At 66.0% G+C, this 20,876-nt stretch carries 21 protein-coding genes; 2 read left to right on the top strand and 19 right to left on the bottom strand.

Annotation, left to right across the window (positions count from 1 at the left end):
- Positions 1-72: 72 nt before the first annotated feature.
- The 6 genes from G6N38_RS24460 to G6N38_RS24435 all read right to left on the bottom strand — a co-directional run bounded on the left by G6N38_RS24460 (position 73) and on the right by G6N38_RS24435 (position 6,183).
- Positions 73-1,080, bottom strand: coding sequence for a VWA domain-containing protein (locus tag G6N38_RS24460; RefSeq protein WP_163750551.1), 1,008 nt, complete (start codon positions 1,078-1,080; stop codon positions 73-75).
- A complete protein-coding gene (locus G6N38_RS24455; protein WP_163750550.1) occupies positions 1,077-2,021 on the bottom strand; it encodes a DUF58 domain-containing protein in 945 nt (314 codons plus the stop codon). The genes G6N38_RS24460 and G6N38_RS24455 overlap by 4 nt, the downstream gene beginning before the upstream one ends.
- Positions 2,018-3,136, bottom strand: coding sequence for a chaperone MoxR1 (gene moxR1, locus G6N38_RS24450; protein ID WP_163750549.1), 1,119 nt, complete (start codon positions 3,134-3,136; stop codon positions 2,018-2,020). The genes G6N38_RS24455 and moxR1 overlap by 4 nt, the downstream gene beginning before the upstream one ends.
- Positions 3,137-3,255: 119 nt before the next feature.
- Positions 3,256-3,945 (bottom strand): NlpC/P60 family peptidoglycan endopeptidase RipB, encoded by a 690-nt coding sequence (ripB, locus tag G6N38_RS24445; RefSeq protein ID WP_163750548.1) that lies wholly within the window; start codon positions 3,943-3,945, stop codon positions 3,256-3,258.
- Positions 3,946-3,971: 26 nt separating this feature from the next.
- On the bottom strand, positions 3,972-5,429 hold the full coding sequence (ripA, locus tag G6N38_RS24440; RefSeq protein ID WP_163750547.1) for an NlpC/P60 family peptidoglycan endopeptidase RipA: 1,458 nt from the start codon (positions 5,427-5,429) through the stop codon (positions 3,972-3,974).
- A gap of 190 nt (positions 5,430-5,619) precedes the next feature.
- Positions 5,620-6,183: an Rv1476 family membrane protein gene (locus tag G6N38_RS24435; RefSeq protein ID WP_163750546.1), complete on the bottom strand. Its 564-nt coding sequence runs from the start codon at positions 6,181-6,183 to the stop codon at positions 5,620-5,622.
- A gap of 169 nt (positions 6,184-6,352) precedes the next feature.
- Between G6N38_RS24435 and acnA the strand changes: the two genes are divergently transcribed.
- Entirely contained in the window at positions 6,353-9,190 is a 2,838-nt protein-coding gene (gene acnA / locus G6N38_RS24430; protein WP_163750545.1) for an aconitate hydratase AcnA, read from the top strand.
- Positions 9,191-9,196: 6 nt separating this feature from the next.
- Entirely contained in the window at positions 9,197-9,772 is a 576-nt protein-coding gene (locus G6N38_RS24425) for a TetR/AcrR family transcriptional regulator (protein ID WP_163750544.1), read from the top strand.
- Here G6N38_RS24425 and G6N38_RS24420 read toward each other — a convergent pair.
- From G6N38_RS24420 to sufB, 13 genes are all read right to left on the bottom strand, one after another.
- Entirely contained in the window at positions 9,769-9,957 is a 189-nt protein-coding gene (locus G6N38_RS24420; RefSeq protein WP_163750543.1) for a helix-turn-helix domain-containing protein, read from the bottom strand. The genes G6N38_RS24425 and G6N38_RS24420 overlap by 4 nt on opposite strands.
- 96 nt (positions 9,958-10,053) lie before the next feature.
- Positions 10,054-11,682, bottom strand: coding sequence for an ABC-F family ATP-binding cassette domain-containing protein (locus tag G6N38_RS24415; RefSeq protein ID WP_163750542.1), 1,629 nt, complete (start codon positions 11,680-11,682; stop codon positions 10,054-10,056).
- A gap of 24 nt (positions 11,683-11,706) precedes the next feature.
- Entirely contained in the window at positions 11,707-12,528 is an 822-nt protein-coding gene (locus G6N38_RS24410; RefSeq protein WP_163750541.1) for an enoyl-CoA hydratase, read from the bottom strand.
- Between the two features lie 27 nt (positions 12,529-12,555).
- Positions 12,556-12,915 (bottom strand): thioredoxin, encoded by a 360-nt coding sequence (gene trxA / locus G6N38_RS24405; RefSeq protein ID WP_108056032.1) that lies wholly within the window; start codon positions 12,913-12,915, stop codon positions 12,556-12,558.
- A gap of 44 nt (positions 12,916-12,959) precedes the next feature.
- Positions 12,960-14,111, bottom strand: a complete 1,152-nt coding sequence (locus G6N38_RS24400) for an oxidoreductase (RefSeq protein ID WP_163750540.1) — start codon at positions 14,109-14,111, stop codon at positions 12,960-12,962.
- A gap of 44 nt (positions 14,112-14,155) precedes the next feature.
- A complete protein-coding gene (locus G6N38_RS24395; RefSeq protein ID WP_163750539.1) occupies positions 14,156-14,794 on the bottom strand; it encodes a hypothetical protein in 639 nt (212 codons plus the stop codon).
- Positions 14,791-15,360, bottom strand: a complete 570-nt coding sequence (locus G6N38_RS24390) for a hypothetical protein (protein WP_163750538.1) — start codon at positions 15,358-15,360, stop codon at positions 14,791-14,793. The genes G6N38_RS24395 and G6N38_RS24390 overlap by 4 nt, the downstream gene beginning before the upstream one ends.
- A 9-nt stretch (positions 15,361-15,369) precedes the next feature.
- A complete protein-coding gene (locus G6N38_RS24385; protein WP_163750537.1) occupies positions 15,370-15,720 on the bottom strand; it encodes a metal-sulfur cluster assembly factor in 351 nt (116 codons plus the stop codon).
- Positions 15,717-16,172 (bottom strand): Fe-S cluster assembly sulfur transfer protein SufU, encoded by a 456-nt coding sequence (gene sufU / locus G6N38_RS24380; protein ID WP_163750536.1) that lies wholly within the window; start codon positions 16,170-16,172, stop codon positions 15,717-15,719. Before sufU ends, G6N38_RS24385 begins: the two co-directional genes overlap by 4 nt.
- On the bottom strand, positions 16,169-17,413 hold the full coding sequence (locus G6N38_RS24375) for a cysteine desulfurase (protein WP_163750535.1): 1,245 nt from the start codon (positions 17,411-17,413) through the stop codon (positions 16,169-16,171). The genes sufU and G6N38_RS24375 overlap by 4 nt, the downstream gene beginning before the upstream one ends.
- A gap of 1 nt (position 17,414) precedes the next feature.
- Positions 17,415-18,182: a Fe-S cluster assembly ATPase SufC gene (sufC, locus tag G6N38_RS24370; protein ID WP_163750534.1), complete on the bottom strand. Its 768-nt coding sequence runs from the start codon at positions 18,180-18,182 to the stop codon at positions 17,415-17,417.
- On the bottom strand, positions 18,179-19,387 hold the full coding sequence (gene sufD, locus G6N38_RS24365) for a Fe-S cluster assembly protein SufD (protein WP_163750533.1): 1,209 nt from the start codon (positions 19,385-19,387) through the stop codon (positions 18,179-18,181). The genes sufC and sufD overlap by 4 nt, the downstream gene beginning before the upstream one ends.
- Positions 19,387-20,862 carry a Fe-S cluster assembly protein SufB gene (sufB, locus tag G6N38_RS24360; RefSeq protein WP_179968444.1) on the bottom strand — a complete coding sequence of 492 codons (1,476 nt, stop codon included), beginning with the start codon at positions 20,860-20,862 and terminating at the stop codon, positions 19,387-19,389. Before sufB ends, sufD begins: the two co-directional genes overlap by 1 nt.
- Positions 20,863-20,876 lie beyond the last annotated feature (14 nt).

Genomic DNA, 20,876 nt, shown 5'->3' with positions numbered 1-20,876 from the left:
CACGCCAACTTAGTGCCTGCGGTTCCTCGTGCCGAAATCGACACCGCCCCGGCGAAATCGAACCGAGCGGCATCAGCCCGGCAGGCGCCGGTTGATCAGCAGCGCGGACAGTGCGGCGACGGCCAGCACCAGCGCACCCAGGCGCAGCCAGCCGGTGCTGGCCTCACCCTTGATGGTCTCGTAGCCGATCTGGTCCTGCAGCGAGGTGAAAACCTCTTTGAGCTGCTGCAGACTCGATGCGGTGTAGGCGTTGCCGCCGGAGAGATCCGCGATCTTCTTGAGCATCTCGTCATCGACGGGGACCGGCTGGCGTTGGTCATTGATCTCGACATATCCGTACGGTGTGCCGAACGACACCGTCGAGATCGGCACGCCCTGATCCTTGGCCGTCCGGGCGGCAGTGAATGCGCCCTTCGGATTGTCCGGGTTGGACGGCACCGTCTCCTTGCCGTCGGACATCAGCACGATGCGAGCCGGCGGTGGGGTGTCGCCGCCACCGATGACGGCGCCGACGGTCGCGATGGCCTGCAGTGAGGTGAAGATCGCCTCGCCGGTGGCCGTGCGGTCAGCCAGTTGCAGCTTGTCGATCGCGTTCTTGGTGGCCTCGCGGTTGGTGGTCGGCGACACCAGCACGGTGGCCGTGCCGGCATAGGCGATCAGGCCCAGGTTGATGCCGGGGGTGAGCTGGTCGGCGAACTGTTTGGCGGCCTCCTGCGCGGCAGCCAACCGGCTGGGCTCGACGTCGGTGGCGCGCATCGACTGCGAGACGTCGATGGTCAGCATCACCACGGCACGGTTGCGTGGGATCCGCACATCGTGGGTCGGCCCGGCCATCGCGATGGTCAGCAGCACCAGCGAGGCGATCAGCAGGATCGCCGACAGATGCCGCCACCGGTTGGGCCGTTTGGGCGCAACGGTTTCCAGCAGTTCCATGTTGGCGAACCGCAGGACCCGCTTCTGCCGGGCGTACTGCACGACGACGTAGAGCCCGACCAGTCCCGCGATGACAAGCAGGAAAAGAAAAAACCACGGGTGTTCGAAGCCAGACAGCGTCATCGGCCCGAGCAACGGGAAGGTCATTGGCGGCCCGCCATGGCGCCGCGGCGACGGGACGCGACGAACCGCACGATGTCGGCGATCCAGTCGCGGTCGGTGCGCAGGGTCATCATCGGCGCGCCGCAGCGGCGGAAGGTGCGCGCCACCTCCTCGCGGTGCACGGCGGCGGCGCGGGCGAAGTCGTCGCGCAGCTGCTCGTCGATGGTGAACTCACGGGTGGCACCGGATTCGGTGTCCTGCAGGATCACATCACCGACCGGGGGCAGTTCGACGTCGCGCGGATCGAGCACCTCGATGCCGAGGACTTCGTGGCGGGCGGCGATCGCGCGCAGCGGACGCATCCAGGTGATCGGGCCGAGGAAGTCACTGATCACCACGGCCATGCCGCGGCGGCGCTCGGGCCGGCGCAGCGCATCGATGGCGGCGGACAAATCTCCGCGCACTCCGGGTGGCGCCTTCGGCATGGTGGCAATGGTCCGCAGCATCGTCTGCTCGTGGTTGCGGCCGGACAGGGCCGGCACGCGGGTGATCTGGTCGCCGTTGGCGATGATCGCGCCGAGGCGGTTGCCACCGCCGCTGTTGAGGTAGGTGATCGCGGCCGCGGCAGCCACCGCCAGGTCGCGCTTCTCGCAGCCGGTGGTGCCGAAGTCGAGGCTGGCCGACATGTCGACCACCAGCCAGGTCTCCAACTCCCGGTCGGCGATCATCTGCCGCACGTGCGGGACCTGCGTGCGTGCGGTGACCGACCAGTCCATCCGGCGCACATCGTCGCCCGGTTGGTAGATGCGCGAATCCCCGGGTTCGGACCCGGGCCCGGGAATCAGGCCCAGATGGTCACCGTGGAGCACACCGTCGAGCTTGCGCTTGATCGTCAGCTCGAGGGTGCGCAGCGCCGCCGAGAGCTTGGCGTCACCGATCTCACCACGCTGGAACGACGGCGGGTGGATGGTTTGCGAGTCGCTCACCGACCGTTGGCACCCGCCCCGGCGGGAACCACCGGCGGGACGGAATGTCCTTGCTGCGGAACGGCATTGACCTGGGGCAGCGCAACCGTCTGCAGAATTCGGTTGATCACCGTCTCCGCCTTGATGTCATCGGCGAGCGCGTCGTAGGTGAGCACCAGCCGGTGGCGGAGCACGTCGGGGATCACATCGATGACGTCCTGCGGGATGACATAGTCGCGACCGCGCACCAGCGCCAGGGCGCGGGCGGCAGCGATGATGCCGAGCGACGCGCGCGGCGAGGCACCGAACGCGATCCAGGACTTCACGTCGTTGAGGCCGAACTGCTCGGGCCGCCGCGTCGCGGTGACAACCCGGACCACGTAGTCCACCAGCGCGTGGTGGACGAAGTTGTTGGCAGCGACGTTCTGCAGACGCAGCAGGTCGCCGGTTTCGAGGATCTGCTTGGGCTCCGGCGGGGTGACACCCATCCGGTAGATGATCTCGCGCTCTTCCTCCGGCGACGGGTAATCCACGTTGATCTTGAACAGGAAGCGGTCGCGCTGGGCCTCTGGCAGGGGGTAGACGCCCTCGTTCTCGATCGGGTTCTGGGTCGCCATCACCAGGAACGGCTTGGGCAGTTCATAGGTCTTGCCGCCGATCGAGATCTTGCGTTCGGCCATGACCTCCAGCAGCGCCGACTGGACCTTTGCCGGGGCGCGGTTGATCTCGTCGGCCAGCAGGAAGTTCACCACGACGGGCCCGAGTTCGATGTCGAACTCCTCCCGCCCCTGCCGGTAGATGCGGGTACCGATGATGTCGGTGGGCACCAGGTCGGGGGTGAACTGGATACGGGCGAAGGTGCCGCCGACCACCTTGGCGAAGGTCTCGACCGCCAGCGTCTTGGCGACGCCGGGGACACCTTCGAGCAGCACGTGGCCCTTGGCCAGCAGCCCGACCAGGATGCGCTCGACGAGCTGGTCCTGGCCGACGATGATGCGCTTGACCTCGAAGATCGCCCGCTCCAGGGTGTTCACCTCACCGGCCAGACCGTTGCCGCCGGACGGCGGGGTGGCCGGGGCTCCGGCCGGTCCGGCAAACGCTCCGGGGCCTGCGGGCGACCCACCTGGTGACGTCATCGACTTCCTCCACAGCTGTTGGTTGTAGCGGGCACCTCGGTGCCCGCTCACAACTATTCCAGGCGTTCTGAGATCCGTCGACGTGCCCCGTTCGCTGGCGCGTCGACGGATGCTCTCGGCTAGGTCTCGATGATGCGCGTCAGGTAGGGCGTCATGCCCGCGGTACGGACGGGGCTGACGGTCACGTGACCGGCTGCCGACGACGCCTCGAGCATCTGCCCGTTGCCCAGATAGATGGTGACGTGCTGGGTCCCGCCCGGTCCATAGAAGATCAGATCGCCGCGTTTGGCCTGCGACGGCGGGATGTGCCTGCCGGCGTTGTACTGGTCACCGGAATACTTGGGAATCTGCACACCCACGCCCGCGAAGGCGTAGCGGGTGAAACCCGAGCAGTCATAGCCGACCTTGCCGGCGTCCTCTTCCACACCGGCGCTGGGTCCGTTGATCGCGCCGCCACCCCAGGAGTAGGGCACGCCCTGCTGTGAGGCGCCGCGGGCGATCACGTACTCGATGGCCTGCGGCCCGCGGACCCGCCCACCGGCCAGCGCGGACGGTGACCCACCGAAGCCGAGGCCGGCCAGAAACTTGCGGCCCAGGTCCATGGTCGCCTGCGTCGCCTGCGCGGTGACTTGCAGTGAGGCGTTGGCCATTGCAAGCGGGTCGCCGGGAGCGCCCGCACTCAGGAGCTTGGGCAATGTCGGATCCCACTCGCCCGGATCGGCATTCGCCGGACTGGCAAGCCCAAGCGCCAGCGTCAGTGCCGTCAGGACCGTCCCGACCAAGAGTCGTCGAGATCTATTGCGAGACATAGGGAAAACTCCTGTACAAACTGAACTCAGTACTCGATGTAGCGGATGACGTACGGTGTCATGCCGCTGGTGCGCACCGGCGAGATCTTCACGTTCGAGCCGGTGTAGGGAGCCTCGAGCATTTGGCCCTGGCCCAGGTAGAGGGTCACGTGCTGGCTACCGCCGGGACCGTAGAAGATCACGTCGCCGCGGCGCATCTGGGACGACGGGATCTTGCGGCCCATGTTGTATTGCGATCCCGAGTAGTGCGGCAGCTTGATGCCGACGCCCGCGAATGCGTAGAGGATCAGCCCTGAGCAGTCGAACCCGACTGTGCCGGCGCCGCTGTCGATGCCGTTACTGGGGCCGGTGGCGGTCCCGCCACCCCAGGAGTACGGCACACCCATTTGTGAGCTGGCGCGTTTGATGACGTATTCCGAGGCCTGGGCGCCGTAGACGTAAGGAATCGCGCCGTTGGTGATCCCGGTGTCGTCGGGCTTCAGGATGCCCAGCTTCTGCAGGAAGCTCTTGCCCATCTGCTTGGTCGCGTTCAGCGATGACGACGAGATCTGCAGCACGGCGTTGATGATCTGGATCGGGTCGCCGGAGACGAAGGCGCTGGGCACCATCGGCAGGGTGGTGTCCCATTCCGAAGCACTGCCGTAGGGCGGGACCTTGCCCGCGTCGGGAGCCTTGGGCGAGCCCGGCGCGGCCGGATCCCAGCGATCCCCCGGGGTCGCCGGGCCGGTCGCCGCCGACTGCGGCACGGCGGCAGGTGAATTCGCCGGTCCCGACCACTGGCGGGCGGCGTCGAGCTTGTCCTGAGCCGTTTTGCGCTCAGCGGCCAGCCGGTTGATCTCGGCCTGCTGGTCGCCGAACGTCTTCTGTGCCTGGGTCAGCGCCGAGACCGCCGATTGCTGGCTGGCTTCGGCGTCAGCGACGGCCTGGTCGGCCTTCTCTTTCGCCAGCCGTGCGGCGGACTCCTTGTTGACCTGCTCGGTGCGGGCACGCTGCAGGTCGGTCATCACCTGTTCGGAGCTCAGCGCCAGCGCCTGGTTGGCCGATGCGGTGGAGATGATGTCCTCGGGAGTTGACGCCATCAACAGCGACGCTGACGGTCCATTCATATAGGCCGCCACCGCGAACTCGTCGAATCGCTTCTGTGCGTCGGCAATTGCGGCGTTGGCGTCCTTGACGGCCGCCGCGCTGGCGTCCACCTGTGCACTCGCGGCAGCCGCCGCGTCCCGTGCGGTCTGGACGTCGACGAGTGCTTTGTTGACGCTTTCCTGCTCGGCCTGCACCTTGGCGCCGATGTCCTGCAGCCTCTGGTTGGCGTCGGCGACGTCGGCGATCAGGCCGGCGATCGTGTTGGGGCCGGGCCCGGGTTCGGCGTGGGCCAGTCCGGGCGTGGTCAGCGTCATGGCGACGCTGAGCGCCAACGGGCCTATCGGCTTGGTGATGCGGATGGCCGGCCGGACAAGCGAGGCGCGATGGGAACGTCTCATCTGACCCTGGTCTCCTCTGCTCCACGTGCAGTCACGCCAGTAACAGATGTCACATGAGTCACATCAATAACAATGGCGACAACTGCACCGTACGTCACATTTGTCGCGGAGGAAACTTCCGGCAAGAATTACATGTTTGTCATTTACGGGATGTTGCCGAAAAGTAATCTTATCGATTTGCCAGATAAGGCTATTTAGCCTGCTCAGGCGGGGTATCAGCATTTTGCGAACGCCGGGCCCAGAGCTGCAGAACACGGGTCGAAACGGCCGCCACAGCCACCCCGATCACGAGCGTGATCGTTAATCCGATCCAGGGGAAATCGGGGGTTTGCAACTGATCGACAAAGGCCTGCGTGCCGACCACCGGATTGGGCGCCGTCTTGGCCACATCCTGGCCCGCCTCGAGGATGACGCGGTCATAGGTCGTGCTGTAGGTCCCGGCCCAACCCGGGCTGAGCACCAACACCGTGGCACCGGGGTTGGCATGACCGATCTCGGTAGCCATATCGCGAAGGGGGGTATCGATCGGCGGGCTGTTCTCCATCACGACGACCTTCAGGTCGATGCCGTGTTCCTGAGCCGCGGCCACCACCTTCCGCAGACCGGCCACATCGACGGCCGGCGCCGCAACGCCATCCTTGGCCACATCAGCCTTGACGGCCGCCAGGCACTGCTCAACCGGCGTCGAGGGGGCCAGCCCCACACTGCTACACACCTCCACCGGGATGAAGGTCGGCGCGTGCAGAATCGTCACGATCGGAAACGGTACCTCGCGGCCCCATCCCGGGGTGGCACCACGCGCCGAGGAAGACAAGACTGGCACCCAGGACCGTTGACCGCAGCCGGACACCGATCCGCCCGCTTAGCAGGACAACCGTACTGTTAGTATTGGAGACGGATGCCGACACAGCCCGTCGGCACCGATGACAACGCCGGGAGTTGATGTGAGCAGCAATGATTCACTGAATTCGTTTGGAGCGCGCGACACCCTTGAGGTCGGCGACAACAGCTACCAGATCTACCGCCTCGACGCGGTGCCCGGCGCCGAGAAACTCCCCTACAGCCTCAAGGTGTTGGCCGAGAACCTGTTGCGCACCGAGGACGGCGCCAATATCACCAAAGACCACATTGAAGCGATCGCCAACTGGGATCCGTCGGCCGAGCCGAGCATCGAGATCCAGTTCACCCCGGCCCGCGTGGTCATGCAGGACTTCACCGGTGTCCCCTGCATCGTCGACCTGGCCACCATGCGCGAAGCCGTCACCACGCTCGGCGGCGATCCCGAGAAGGTGAACCCGCTGGCTCCCGCCGAGCTCGTGATCGACCACTCGGTGATCCTCGACTTCTTCGGCGGCCCCCAGGCCTTCGAGCGCAACGTCGAACTCGAATACCAGCGCAACGGCGAGCGCTACCAGTTCCTGCGCTGGGGCCAGGGCGCCTTCGACGACTTCAAGGTGGTGCCGCCGGGCACCGGGATCGTGCACCAGGTCAACATCGAGTACCTGGCGCCGGTCACCATGGTGCGTGACGGTGTCGCCTATCCCGACACCTGCGTGGGCACCGACAGCCACACCACGATGGTCAACGGCCTCGGCGTGCTCGGCTGGGGCGTCGGCGGTATCGAGGCCGAGGCCGCCATGCTGGGCCAGCCGGTGTCGATGCTGATCCCCCGCGTCGTCGGCTTCAAGCTGACCGGCGAGATCAAGCCGGGCGTGACCGCCACCGACGTCGTGCTCACCGTCACCGACATGCTGCGCAAGCACGGTGTGGTCGGCAAGTTCGTAGAGTTCTACGGCAAGGGTGTGGCCGAGGTTCCGCTGGCCAACCGCGCCACGCTGGGCAACATGAGCCCCGAATTCGGCTCGACGGCAGCGATGTTCCCGATCGACGAGGAGACCATCAGCTACCTGCGCCTGACCGGGCGCACCGAGGAGCAGCTGGCACTGGTCGAGGCATACGCCAAGGAACAGGGCATGTGGCACGATCCGGACAAGGAACCGGTCTTCTCCGAGTACCTGGAGCTTGATCTGTCCACCGTGGTCCCGTCCATCGCCGGACCGAAGCGCCCGCAGGACCGGATCGAACTGACCGACGCCAAGACCGCGTTCCGCAAGGACATCCACAACTACGTCGAGGAGAACCACCCGACGCCGGAGACCAAACTGGACGAAGCCGTCGAGGAGTCGTTCCCGGCCAGCGATTCGGCATCGCTGTCCTTCGCCGACGACGGCGCTGTCGATGCGCGGCCGTCGGCGGCCAACGGCTCGGCGGGCCGGCCGTCCAAACCGATCACGGTGTCCACCGCCGAGCATGGTCAGTTCGTGCTCGACCATGGCGCCGTGGTGGTCGCCGGCATCACCTCGTGCACCAACACCTCCAACCCGTCGGTGATGCTCGGCGCGGCACTGCTGGCCAAGAAGGCCGTCGAGAAAGGTCTGACCAGCAAGCCGTGGGTCAAGACCAACATGGCGCCCGGCTCGCAGGTGGTCACCGACTACTACAACAAGGCCGGCCTGTGGCCCTACTTGGAGAAGCTGGGCTACTACCTGGGTGGTTACGGATGTACGACGTGCATCGGCAACACCGGTCCGCTGCCCGAGGAGATCTCGAAGGCCATCAACGACAACGACCTCTCAGTCACCGCGGTGCTCTCGGGTAACCGCAACTTCGAGGGTCGCATCTCCCCCGACGTCAAGATGAACTACCTGGCATCCCCGCCGCTGGTCATCGCCTACGGCATCGCCGGCACCATGGACTTCGACTTCGAGTCCGATCCCCTGGGCCAAGACCAGGACGGCAACGACGTGTTCCTCAAGGACATCTGGCCGTCGCAGAAGGAGATCCAGGACACCATCGCGTCCTCCATCAACCGGGACATGTTCACCAGCAGCTACGCCGATGTGTTCAAGGGCGACGAGCGGTGGCGCAACCTGCCGACGCCGTCCGGGAACACCTTCGAATGGGACGACACCTCGACCTACGTGCGCAAGCCACCGTACTTCGACGGCATGCCGGCCGACCCGCAACCGGTCACTGACATCACTGGCGCCAGAGTCCTTGCCCTGCTGGGTGATTCGGTCACCACCGATCACATCTCACCGGCCGGCAGCATCAAGAAGGGCACGCCCGCCGCGCAGTACTTGGAGGCCAACGGCGTCAAGCCGGAGGACTTCAACTCACTGGGCTCGCGCCGCGGCAACCACGAGGTCATGATCCGCGGCACGTTCGCGAACATCCGCCTCAAGAACCAGCTGCTCGACGATGTCTCCGGTGGCTACACTCGCGACTTCACCCAGCCCGACGGGCCGCAGGCGTTCATCTACGATGCGGCGCAAAACTATGCGGCGCAGAACATTCCGCTGGTGGTGCTGGGTGGCAAGGAATACGGCTCCGGCTCGTCGCGAGACTGGGCAGCCAAAGGCACCAGCCTGCTGGGTGTGCGCGCGGTGATCACTGAGTCCTTCGAACGCATCCACCGGTCCAACCTGATCGGTATGGGCGTGATCCCGCTGCAGTTCCCCGCCGGGGAGTCAGCGGCGTCGCTGAAACTGGACGGTACCGAGGTCTACGACATCACCGGGATCGAGGAGCTGAACAACGGCAAGACGCCGAAGACGGTTCATGTCAAGGCCACCAAGGCCGACGGGAGCGCCGTGGAGTTCGAAGCAGTGGTGCGTATCGATACCCCCGGCGAGGCCGACTACTACCGCAACGGCGGCATCCTGCAGTACGTGCTGCGCAACATGCTGCGGGCCGGCTAGCCGCACGTGCCCCGGGTCAGCGAGGACCATCTGGCGGCCCGCCGTCGCCAGATCCTCGACGGCGCACGGCACTGCTTTGCCGAGTACGGCTACGACAAGGCAACCGTGCGCCGCCTGGAGCAGACCATTGGTCTGTCACGCGGTGCGATCTTTCATCATTTCCGCGACAAAGACACCCTGTTCTTCGCGCTCGCACGTGAGGACGCCGAGCGGATGGCCGAGGTCGCCTCGCGTCAGGGCCTGGTCCAGGTGATGCGGGACATGCTCGCCGCGCCCGATCAATTCGACTGGCTGGCTACACGTTTGGAGATCGCGCGCAAGCTGCGCAACGATCCCGTATTCCAGCAGGGCTGGGTGGAGCGGTCAGCCGAGCTGTCGGCGGCGACCAGCGACCGGCTGCGCAGGCAAAAGCAGGCCGGAAGGCTGCGCGACGACGTGCCCAGCGATGTCTTGCAGGTCTATCTGGACCTGGTGCTCGACGGGCTGGTGGCACGGCTGGCCGCGGGCGAAGATCCCCAGCGGCTCTCGGCGGTGCTGGATCTGGTGGAGGATTCGGTGCGGGCCGACGATGCCGGCCGTTAGCGGCGGGTGACGTGGTTGGGGCCACCGCGGCTGCGCATCGTGGTTCCCGACTCGCGCAACAACGCGTGGATCGAGCCGTAGGAGCGGCCCGTCGACGCCACTAGGGTGCGAATACTCGCGCCGCCCTCGTAGGCGTTCCGCAGGTTATTGACCAACTGATCATGAGCTTCGTTTGGCTTCCTCATGATGACCCTCCCCGGTCGATCCGCGCCGACAACCCACAGCGTAGGAGCGCATCTGCGCGGTTTGGCCGGAATCACCGAAATGGTCTATGCCAGTTGTCAGGCGAGTTCGATGAGGTCCCGATACTCGTCGGACCAGAAATCCTCGGTGCCGTCCGGAAGCAGGACAACTCGCTGTGGGTCGAGTGCTTCGGCGGCGCCTGGGTCGTGAGTCACCAGTACCACCGCCCCCTGGTAACTGCGAAGCGCGTCGAGAACCTGTTCACGCGAGGCGGGGTCAAGGTTGTTGGTCGGCTCGTCGAGCAGCAGCACGTTGGCCGTCGAAGCCACCAAACCCGCGAGAGCAAGCCGGGTCTTCTCACCGCCGGACAGGGTGCCGGCAGGCTGGTCGAGCTGTGGGCCGCTGAACATGAAAGCGCCGAGCAGGCTCCGCAACTCCTGCTCGCCGGTGTCAGGCGCCGCATGGCGGATGTTCTCCCACACCGAAGCACTACCGTCGATGGTGTCATGCTCCTGTGCGAAATAGCCGAGCTTGAGCCCGTGGCCCGGTTCGACTGCGCCGGCGTCGGCCTTTTCCACTCCCGCGAGGATTCGGAGCAGCGTGGTCTTGCCCGCACCGTTGAGACCGAGCACGACGACGCGCGAGCCCTTGTCGATCGCGAGATCGACGCCAGTGAAAATCTCCAGCGAGCCGTAGGTCTTGGTCAACCCCTTGGCAACCAACGGCGTCCGCCCGCAGACCGCCGGAGTGGGGAACCTGATCTTGGCCACCTTGTCGGCAACCCGCTCGTCATCGAGTTCGGAGATCATCCGCTCGGCCCGGCGCAGCATGTTCTGTGCAGCAACAGCTTTGGTGGCTTTGGCACCCATCTTGGCCGCCTGGGTGCGAAGCGCGGAGGCCTTCTTCTCGGCGTTGGCGCGCTCACGGCGGCGGCGCTGCTCGTCGGTCGCGCGGGCGTCGAGGTACTTCTGCCAACCCATGTTGTAGACGTCGGCCTCCCCGCGCACCGCGTCGAGGAACCACACCCGGTTGACCACATCGGCGAGGAGTTCGACGTTGTGGCTGATAACCACGAGTCCACCAGTGTGATTCTGCAGGAAGGCGCGTAGCCAGCCGATGGAGTCGGCGTCGAGGTGGTTGGTCGGCTCGTCGAGCAACAGCGTGGTCGCCGATCCAGAACCAGTATCGGAAGCGGCGAACAGGATGCGGGATAGCTCGACACGCCTGCGCTGCCCGCCGGACAACGTCCGCAACGGCTGGGTCAGAACCCGTTCCGGCAGGCCCAGACTCGCGCAGATACGGCCGGCCTCACTCTCGGCGGCATATCCACCGAGCGCGGCGAACCGCTCCTCGAGGACGCCGTAGCGCCGCACCGCTTTGTCGCGCGCGGCCTCGTCGACCACCTCGGCCATCAACGCCTGCTGCTTTTCCAGATCGGCCAGCAGCGTGTCGAGGCCGCGCGCCGAGAGCACCCGGTCGCGCGCCAGCATGTCGAGGTCACCTTCGCGCGGATCCTGTGGCAGGTAGCCGATCTCACCGGTACGGGCGATAGAGCCCGCGTATGGCTCACCCTCACCGGCGAGGATGCGCATGGTGGTGGTCTTCCCCGCACCATTGCGCCCGACGAGGCCGATCCGGTCGCCGGGCTGGATCCGCAGCGCGGGTCCTTCAGCGGACAGCAGCGTGCGCGCGCCGGCGCGGACCTCGAGGTCCGTTGCGGTGATCACGACACTGCTCCTTGCTCACGATGATTACTTCTCGTCGGTGAAGACCGGGGCACGGTCCTCGGCGCGCGCAGCGACCGCCTCTTCGAAGTTGGCGGTGAGCAGGCGCACATAGAGTTGCCCGAGGCCTTCGGCCTGCATATGCCCTTCCAGGCTACCGGCGTCTAGTCCACTCCATAGCGTCCGCTTGGTCAACTCGGTGCCCGGGCGGGAGAACGCCGCGATGCGGGTGGCGATCTCGAGGCAGGCTGGCAGCAAGTCCTCTTCGGACACCTGCCGAGACACCAGGCCGATCCGTTCGGCCTCCTGCGCATCGACGTCGCGGCCGGTCAGCATGATCTCGAATGCCCGCGACGACCCGATTGCCCGCGGCAGCAGATAGCTCAGGCCCAGCTCGCTGGCCGTCAACCCGTTGTTGATTCCGGCGGCTCGGAAGTACGCGCCGCTGGCGGCCACTCGGATGTCGGCAGCCAGCGCCAGACACAGCCCGCCGCCGATGGCCGCGCCGTTGACCGCGGCGATGATCGGTTGGTGCAGGCGCCGCATGGCGAGGATCACATCGTCGAGCAGCTCCATGGACCGCAGTCCGTAGGTTGGCCGGGTCAGCCCCGCGACGTGCGGTACCGAACCGGCGGACTTGTGGTCGGCGCCCGACGAGAAGCCGCGCCCGGCCCCGGTCAGCACCACCGCGCGCACGGAGTTGTCGTAGCTGAGTTCGGTGAGAACTTCCTTGAGCGGCACCATGATGTCGAAGGCCATGGAGTTCATCCGCTCGGGCCGGTTCAGGGTCACCAGAGCGACGTTTGGCTGGGGGTTTTCGACGAGGACGAAACCAGAGTCACGAATCACGGGTTGCACGGTAACCCGTGCTCGGTCTTATGTGTCTTGAGACTGAGACGCGGCGGCCGCGTCGACGTCGAATTCCTTGACCTGCGAGATGAGGTCCTCCAACGCGGCGGGCGGCAGCGCACCGGCCTGGTTGAAGATCAGCTTGCCCTTCTTGAACGCCATCAGCGTCGGGATTGAACGGATCTCGGCGGCGGCCGCCAGCTCCTGCTCGGCCTCGGTGTCGACCTTGGCGTAGACCACATCAGGGTGCTTCTCCGAGGACGCCGAGAAGGTCGGCGCGAACGCGCGACACGGTCCGCACCACGACGCCCAGAAGTCCACCAGCACGATGTCGTTGCCGGTGATGGTGTCGTTGAAGTTCTGCGCGGTGAGGTCTTGAGTAGCCACGTCAGTCCTAACGTCCGGATTCCGCTGAGTGTTCCCTGTAGAAGCTAGTACAGACGGCCGAGTGCGCTGGCCGCATCGAAACCGCCGAACCCGTCGAGCTCCCCGTCGCGCACCCGGTTCACCCAGGCGGGATCGGCGAGCAGCGCTCGGCCGATCGCGACGATGTCGAATTCACCGGCCTCGAATTGGTCGAGCAGCCGGTCGATCGACGACGGCGGAATCGGTCCGCTGCCCGCACCTCGGCCTGTCCCCGAGTCGCTTCGCTCCTGCCCACCGGGGTTGAACTCGGTCTCCAGACCCACTGACCCGACGGCGATGACGGGCAGTCCGGTCATCTTCTTCGTCCAACCGGCCAGGCTCAATCGCGGGTCCTCACTGGGGAAGCCGGGCAGGTAGTGCCGCCGCGTCGACGGGTGCAGCACGTCCACGCCGGCCTCGACCAGCGGAGCCAGCAATTGCTCGAGCTCGCTCGCGCTGCCGACCAGCTGGGCGTCGTAGCGGTTCATCTTCCACTGCGAGAAGCGGTAGATGATCGGGAAGCCGGGGCCCACTGCCGCGCGCACCGCCGCCACGACCTCGGCCGGGAACCGGGTGCGGGCCACCAGCGAGCCGCCGTAACCGTCGGTGCGGTGATTGGTTTGCTCCCAGAGGAATTGATCCAGCAGGTAGCCGTGGGCGCCGTGGATCTCGACGGCATCGAAGCCGGCGGCACGGGCGTTGACGGCGGCGCGGGCATAGGCCGAAGCGAGCTGGGGCAGCTCGTCGATGCTCAATGCTCGCCCGATCGCGCTGCCCGTGAGGTCGACTCCCGATGGGCTGACCGGCACCTCATCGGGGCGGTCACCGTCGTGCACGCCGCGCGCGGCGCCCTGATGCCACAGCTGGGCGGCGATGGCGCCACCCTCGGCATGGACAGCGTCGGTGACCGCGCGCCAGCCCGCGAGCACGTCCTCGCCGTCGAGGTTCGGGATGCGGTCCGGCCAGCCGGCGGCCGGATGCGGGATCCGAATGCCCTCGGTGATGACAAGCGCGGTACCGCCCGCGGCGCGGCGCGCGTAATAGGCGGCGACATCCGGTCCCGGGATGCCGTCTGGTGACGCGGCCCGGGTCATCGGCGCCATCGCGAACCGGTTGCGCACGGTCAGCGATCCCACGCTCAGCGGGGCGAACAACTCCTGCACGCGTGCATCATCCATGACGGGCTGCAACACCGCTGAGCGGTGTGTTGTTTCCGCGGGGTCTACAGAGTTTCTTGAACCCGACGAAAGAAGTCGGTGACGTCGGCGGCCAGGGTGTCGACGTCGGCGGTGAGATCGAGATCGCGCACCGCGCCGAACGGCGCGTTCCACAGCGGCCCGGTGCGCGGCGAGGTCGCGAAGTCCCACGGCCCGACGTAGGCGTAGGGCAGTTCGTGGAAGTCGTCACCGGCCGAGACTCCGTAGTTGACCTCGTCGGCCGTGGCCGCGACGTCGAGGTGCTCGGGCCACAACACCGGATGGCCTTCTGGGAGAACCGCATTGATGGCAAACCCACCGGCGTAGAGGCTGCGGTAGATGGCATCGGCGGCATCAGCGTCCAGGTGCAGGACGATGCCTGGGCCCAATGCCGCGACCGACTCGTACACCCCGGCCGGCGGCCCGATGTCGAGTCCGCTGGCCTGAGCCACTGCACTGACCGGACCCGCGAGCACAGTGCTACCGCCCGGCCATACCAGCGTGGTCCCGTGCACCGCTATCGCCAGCGTGGTGGCGCTGAAGCCATCCTGGCGCACCGCCAGCCGGATCGTTCCCGTCGCACGGTACTGCGGCCCGGCTATGAAGCTCTCAGCGATGCCGTGCAACTGCCGGCGGGTCGCCACAACGACGGCCGGTACGGTCACTGCGCCTTCCCCTGTGCGCTTTCGATGAGCCCCAGCGCCCGCTCTTTGGCGCGATCGGCGTTGACCAGCAATCGGTCTCGCCGGCCCGGCCACCAGAACAGTTCAAATGCCAGCAGTACGAGATACAGCAGCGACGCGACCATCTCGCGTGTCGATCCGAACGCCGAGTCCCAGACGGCGACCACTACTGCGACGGCAAGGACCAGCGGTACCACCCAGCGAAACGGACGGCCGCTCTCGGCGGCCTTGTGCATCCCGTCGGCGAAGTCGACCACCGGCTGCGCCAGCGCCGGATCGCCAATGCGCCCGCCCCAGTGGGTCACGCCGGCGACCCGCTCGCGTTGCTCGCCGGTCAGTGCCGAAGCGCCCGGCCAATAGCGCACCATCCGCCGGCCCAGCCACGCGCCGGAGAACAAGGTCATGACGACCAGCACGATCAGAGCGGCGAACCACAATCCTGAGTCCAGCCAAGCCAGCAAGCCGAGGAAGACACCGCCGCCAAGGCCGACTATCACCGCCCGGGCAAGCGCACTGCCCCGCCAGACGAAGGCGGGGACGGTGAGCATTCTGCGAGGCTAGACCGTGAAGCCGAGAGCGCGCAGTTGTTCGCGGCCGTCTTCGGTGATCTTGTCGGGTCCCCACGGTGGGTTCCACACCCAGTTGATCTTGATCTCGTTGACGAGCCCGGCGCCGACGAGCGCGGTGCGCGTCTGGTCCTCGATCACATCGGTGAGCGGACAGGCGGCCGACGTCAACGTCATGTCGACGAGGGCGACCTTCGAGCCCTCGGCGTCTTCGACGTTCAGGCCATACACCAGCCCGAGGTCGACGACGTTGATGCCGAGTTCGGGATCGACGACGTCACGCATTGCCTCCTCTAGGTCCGCCATGAACTCCTCGCTGGGGGGAATTGTTGTTTCGCTCACGGTCGTTCCTCCGAGTCCTTCGCTTGCACGAGTGCATCTTTGAAGGCCAGCCATCCGAGCAGCGCGCATTTCACCCGCGCCGGATACTTGGCCACACCGGCGAACGCGATGCCATCGCCGATCACATCCTCATCACCTTCGACGTTGCCGCGCGACGAGATCATCTCGCTGAACGCGGCCACGGTCTTGAGCGCATCCCCGACCGACTGCCCGATGATCTGGTCGGTCAGCACCGACGTCGCGGCCTGACTGATCGAGCAGCCCTGCCCGTCGTATGACACGTCGGTCACCGTCTCGCCGTCCTCGGACAGCGCCACGCGCAACGTCACCTCGTCACCGCACGTCGGGTTGACGTGGTGCACCTCGGCGCCGAACGGCTCACGCAGCCCGCGATGGTGCGGGTGTTTGTAGTGGTCCAGGATCACTTCCTGGTACATCTGCTCGATCTTCACGAGAAGAACTCCACGGCACGCTTCACACCTGCCACCAAACGATCCACCTCGTCTGCGGTGTTGTACACCGCGAACGACGCCCGTGCGGTGGCGGCGATACCGAACCGGCGATGCAGCGGCCACGCGCAGTGATGCCCGACGCGCACGGCCACTCCCTCGTCATCGAGCACTTGCCCGACATCGTGGGCGTGCACCCCGTCCACCACGAAGCTCACCGGTGAGCCCCGGTTCTCGAGCGTTGTCGGCCCGACGATGCGCACCTGCGGAATTCCGGCCAGCCCGGCCAGCGCTGCAGCCACCAGTTCGTTCTCGTGCGCCTCCACCGTGGTCATCCCCAACGCACTGAGATACCTTGCGGCGGCAGCTAATCCGACCACTTGCGAGGTCATCGGCGTGCCGGCCTCGAACCGCTGCGGCGCGGGTGCGTAGGTGGTGGCTTCCATCGTGACAGTTTCGATCATCGAGCCGCCGGTGATGAACGGCGGCATCGCGTCGAGCAGTTCGCTGCGCCCGTACAACACGCCGATCCCGGTGGGGCCCAGCATCTTGTGACCGGAGAACGCGGCGTAGTCGACATCAAGGCTGTGGAAGTCCACCGGCTGATGCGGCACCGACTGGCAGGCGTCCAACACCGTCAGCGCACCGACGGCCTTGGCCCGCGACACCAGCTCACCGACCGGCGCCACCGCGCCGGTGACATTCGAATGATGGCTGAACGCGACGATTTTCACTCGCTCGTCGAGCGCCAGCGAATCCAGATCGATACGCCCGTCATCGGTAACCCCGTACCAGCGCAGGGTTGCCCCGGTGCGCTGGGCCAGTTCCTGCCAGGGAACCAGGTTGGCGTGATGCTCCAGCTCGGTGGTGACGATGACGTCACCGGGCCCGACCGCACTCTCGAACCGCTTGTCCCCCAATACATACGAGACGAGGTTGAGCGATTCGGTGGCGTTCTTGGTGAACACCAGCTCGTCGGCGTCGGCCCCGACGAACGCGGCGATATCGGCTCGCCCCTGTTCGTAGGCGTCGGTCGACTCCTCCATCAGCTGGTGCGCACCGCGGTGCACCGCGCCGTTGGAAGTGGTCAGAAAATCGCGCTCGGCGTCGAGAACCTGCAGTGGTTTCTGCGACGTCGCCCCGGAATCCAGATAGGCCAGTTGATGTCCGCCCCGCATCACCCGATTCAGGATCGGGAAGTCGGCGCGGACAGCCGTGACGTCCAGATCCACCGAGGCGGTCATGTCAGGCTCCCGCCGCCGCCTGGGTGAAGCGCACGTAACCGTTCTCCTCCAGCTCGTCGGCCAGCTCGGGACCACCGGATTCGACGATCCGGCCGTCGACGAAGACGTGGACGAACTGCGGCTGGATGTAGCGCAGGATCCGGGTGTAGTGCGTGATGAGCAGGACACCGGCGTGCTCGGCCTCGGCATAGCGATTGACGCCCTCGGAGACCACGCGCAGCGCGTCGACGTCCAGCCCGGAGTCGGTCTCGTCGAGGATGGCGATCTTCGGCTTCAGCAGACCCAGCTGCAGGATCTCGTGGCGCTTCTTCTCGCCGCCCGAAAAGCCTTCGTTGACACTGCGTTCGGCGAACTGTGGGTCGATCTCGAGGTCGGTCATCGCGGCCTTGACCTCTTTGACCCAGTGCCGGAGCTTGGGCGCCTCGCCGCGCACCGCGGTCGCCGCCGTGCGCAGGAAGTTCGACATCGAGACTCCCGGCACCTCGACCGGGTACTGCATGGCCAGGAACAGTCCGGCACGGGCTCTTTCATCAACGCTCATCGCCAGCACGTCCGCACCGTCGAGGGTGATCGACCCCGAGGTGACGTGGTACTTGGGATGACCGGCGATCGAATACGACAGTGTGGACTTGCCCGATCCGTTGGGGCCCATGACCGCGTGGGTCTCGCCCGAGTTCACGGTCAGATCGACGCCCTTGAGGATCTCCTTTTCGGTCCCGTCCTCATTGGCGACGCTGACGTGGAGATCCTTGATTTCCAAAGTGCTCATGGCTGTGTGGCTTTCTGGTCTTTTGAATTGGACACAGTCGTGATGGCCAATTCTCGTTCGATGGCTTCGGTGAGGCGGTCCCGGACGGCGGGGACGGCGATCTTGGCGATGATCTCCCCGAAGAACGCACGCACCACCAGCCGGCGGGCCTGTTCTTCCGGGATGCCACGGGCTTGCAGGTAAAAGAGCTGCTCGTCGTCGAAACGTCCGGTGGCACTGGCATGTCCGGCGCCGAGGATCTCGCCGGTTTCGATCTCGAGATTCGGCACCGAGTCGGCGCGGGCGCCGTCGGTCAGCACCAGGTTGCGGTTGACCTCGAAGGTGTCGGTCCCGGTGGCCTCGGCGCGGATCAACACGTCACCGATCCACACGGTGTGCGCATCGGGCTTGGCGGAATCCGGATCGCCTTGCAACGCACCCTTGTACAGCACGTCGGACTTGCAGTTGGGCTGTGCGTGGTCCACCAGCAGCCGCGACTCGAAGTGCTGGCCGTCGTCGGCGAAGTAGGTACCGAGCATTTGCGCGTCGCCGCCCGGCGCGGTGAACCGCACGGTCGCAGAGGTGCGGACGACGTCGCCGCCGAGCGTCACCGCGACATGCCCGAGCACGGCGTCCTTGCCGAGCTTGGCGTGATGCGAACTCACGTGCACCATGTCGTCGGCCCAGTCGGCGATCCAGATGACGCCGACGCCCGCCGCATCACCCACGATGATCTCGACGTTGTCCGCGTAGGTTCCGCTGCCACGAAGGTCGACGACGACGGTGGCCCGCGACAGTTCCTCGACTCGGATCTGCAGGTGACCGTAGGCGACCGCACCCTCGCCGGGCCCGGTGACGACGATCTCGATGGGCTCGGCCACCTCGGTGTTGCGAGCCACAGTGACGATCGTCGCCTCATTGAAGGACGAGAAAGCCTGCGCGGCAACACGATCGGCGGGCACCCCACCCTGACCGAGTCGTTCGTCGCCACGGTGGACGGTCTCCACCGTCACGCCGGGTCGCTCGGTGACGCTGATCTGGGCGGTGCCGGTGGCCGGCGCCGAGCCGTCGTGCAGGCCGCGTAATCGCTTGAGCGGAGTGAACCGCCATAGCTCGTCGCGGCCGCCGGGCACCTCGAAGGCATCGACATCGAACGAGCTGAATTGCTCGCCCTTGTTCTTGATGATCCCTTCGGCAGCTTCAGTGAGATTGAGATTCTGAGCCATCAGCCGACTGCACCTTCCATCTGCAGCTCGATCAGCCGGTTGAGCTCGAGGGCGTACTCCATCGGCAGTTCCTTGGCGATCGGCTCGACGAAGCCACGCACCACCATGGCCATCGCCTCGTCCTCGGTCATGCCGCGACTCATCAGATAGAACAGCTGATCGGCGCTGACCTTGGACACGGTGGCCTCATGCCCCATCGTGACGTCGTCCTCGCGGATGTCGACGTAGGGGTAGGTGTCGCTGCGGCTGATCGAATCAACGAGCAGCGCATCGCATTTCACGCTCGACCGCGATCCGTGTGCGCCCTTGTTGATCTGAACCAGGCCGCGGTAGGACGCGCGGCCGCCACCGCGGGCCACCGACTTCGACACGATATTGCTCGACGTGTTCGGCGCCAGGTGCAGCATCTTCGCGCCGGTGTCCTGGTGCTGGCCTTCGCCGGCGAACGCCACCGAGAGCACCTCGCCCTTGGCGTGCTCACCGGTCATCCACACCGCCGGGTACTTCATGGTCACCTTCGAGCCGATATTGCCGTCGACCCACTCCATGGTGGCGCCGGCCTCGGCCCTGGCGCGCTTGGTGACCAGGTTGTAGACGTTGTTCGACCAGTTCTGGATGGTCGTGTATCGGCAACGGCCCCTGGGCTTCACGATGATCTCCACCACCGCGGAGTGCAGCGAGTCGCTCTTGTAGATCGGCGCGGTACAGCCCTCGACGTAGTGCACGTAGGCGTCTTCGTCGACGATGATCAGTGTGCGCTCGAACTGGCCCATGTTCTCCGTGTTGATCCGGAAGTAGGCCTGCAGCGGGATGTCGACGTGCACACCCTTGGGCACGTAGATGAACGAACCGCCCGACCACACCGCGGTGTTGAGCGCGGAGAACTTGTTGTCACCGGCCGGGATCACGGTGCCGAAGTACTGCTTGAACAGCTCCGGATGTTCCCGCAGACCCGAGTCGGTGTCCAGGAAGATGACGCCCTGGGCCTCCAGGTCCTCGCGAATGGAGTGGTAGACCACCTCGGACTCGTACTGTGCGGCCACCCCCGACACCAGGCGCTGCTTCTCCGCCTCCGGGATACCGAGCCGGTCGTAGGTGTTCTTGATATCAGCCGGCAGGTCGTCCCATGTCGCAGCCTGCTTCTCGCTGGAGCGCACGAAGTACTTGATGTTGTCGAAGAAGATGCCTTCGAGATTCGATCCCCAGTTCGGCATCGGCTTCTTGTCGAACGTGCGCAGCGCTTTGAGCCGCATGTCCAGCATCCACTGCGGTTCGCTCTTCTTGGCCGAGATGTCGCGCACCACCGCTTCGGACAGACCCCGCTGGGCACTGGCACCCGCGACATCGGAGTCGGACCAGCCATAGCCGTAATTGCCCAGCGAGGCGATGGCCTCGTCCTGGGTCAGAGGTTGATTCTCTTCGCGCAAGCCGCCCATCGGCGCCTCAGCCTGCTTGGCTTCCGGTGTGAGTGTCATGGTGACGCTCCTCA

This window comes from Mycolicibacterium helvum, assembly GCF_010731895.1.
Taxonomy (GTDB): Bacteria; Actinomycetota; Actinomycetes; order Mycobacteriales; family Mycobacteriaceae; genus Mycobacterium; species Mycobacterium helvum.
The sequence above is the reverse complement of the archived record's forward strand: the minus strand, read 5'-3'. Positions and strand labels throughout refer to the sequence as shown.

Bases quoted from the DNA above. Each gene is read 5' to 3' on its own strand.
- G6N38_RS24390 (WP_163750538.1), bottom strand. From the start codon at position 15,360: ATGCTCACCGTCCCCGCCTTCGTCTGGCGGGGCAGTGCGCTTGCCCGG.
- ripB (WP_163750548.1), bottom strand. From the start codon at position 3,945: ATGTCTCGCAATAGATCTCGACGACTCTTGGTCGGGACGGTCCTGACG.
- acnA (WP_163750545.1), top strand. From the start codon at position 6,353: ATGACAACGCCGGGAGTTGATGTGAGCAGCAATGATTCACTGAATTCG.
- sufD (WP_163750533.1), bottom strand. From the start codon at position 19,387: ATGGCTCAGAATCTCAATCTCACTGAAGCTGCCGAAGGGATCATCAAG.
- G6N38_RS24375 (WP_163750535.1), bottom strand. From the start codon at position 17,413: ATGACCGCCTCGGTGGATCTGGACGTCACGGCTGTCCGCGCCGACTTC.
- sufC (WP_163750534.1), bottom strand. From the start codon at position 18,182: ATGAGCACTTTGGAAATCAAGGATCTCCACGTCAGCGTCGCCAATGAG.
- ripA (WP_163750547.1), bottom strand. From the start codon at position 5,429: ATGAGACGTTCCCATCGCGCCTCGCTTGTCCGGCCGGCCATCCGCATC.
- G6N38_RS24400 (WP_163750540.1), bottom strand. From the start codon at position 14,111: ATGGATGATGCACGCGTGCAGGAGTTGTTCGCCCCGCTGAGCGTGGGA.
- G6N38_RS24420 (WP_163750543.1), bottom strand. From the start codon at position 9,957: ATGAGGAAGCCAAACGAAGCTCATGATCAGTTGGTCAATAACCTGCGG.
- sufB (WP_179968444.1), bottom strand. From the start codon at position 20,862: ATGACACTCACACCGGAAGCCAAGCAGGCTGAGGCGCCGATGGGCGGC.
- moxR1 (WP_163750549.1), bottom strand. From the start codon at position 3,136: ATGACGTCACCAGGTGGGTCGCCCGCAGGCCCCGGAGCGTTTGCCGGA.
- G6N38_RS24460 (WP_163750551.1), bottom strand. From the start codon at position 1,080: ATGACCTTCCCGTTGCTCGGGCCGATGACGCTGTCTGGCTTCGAACAC.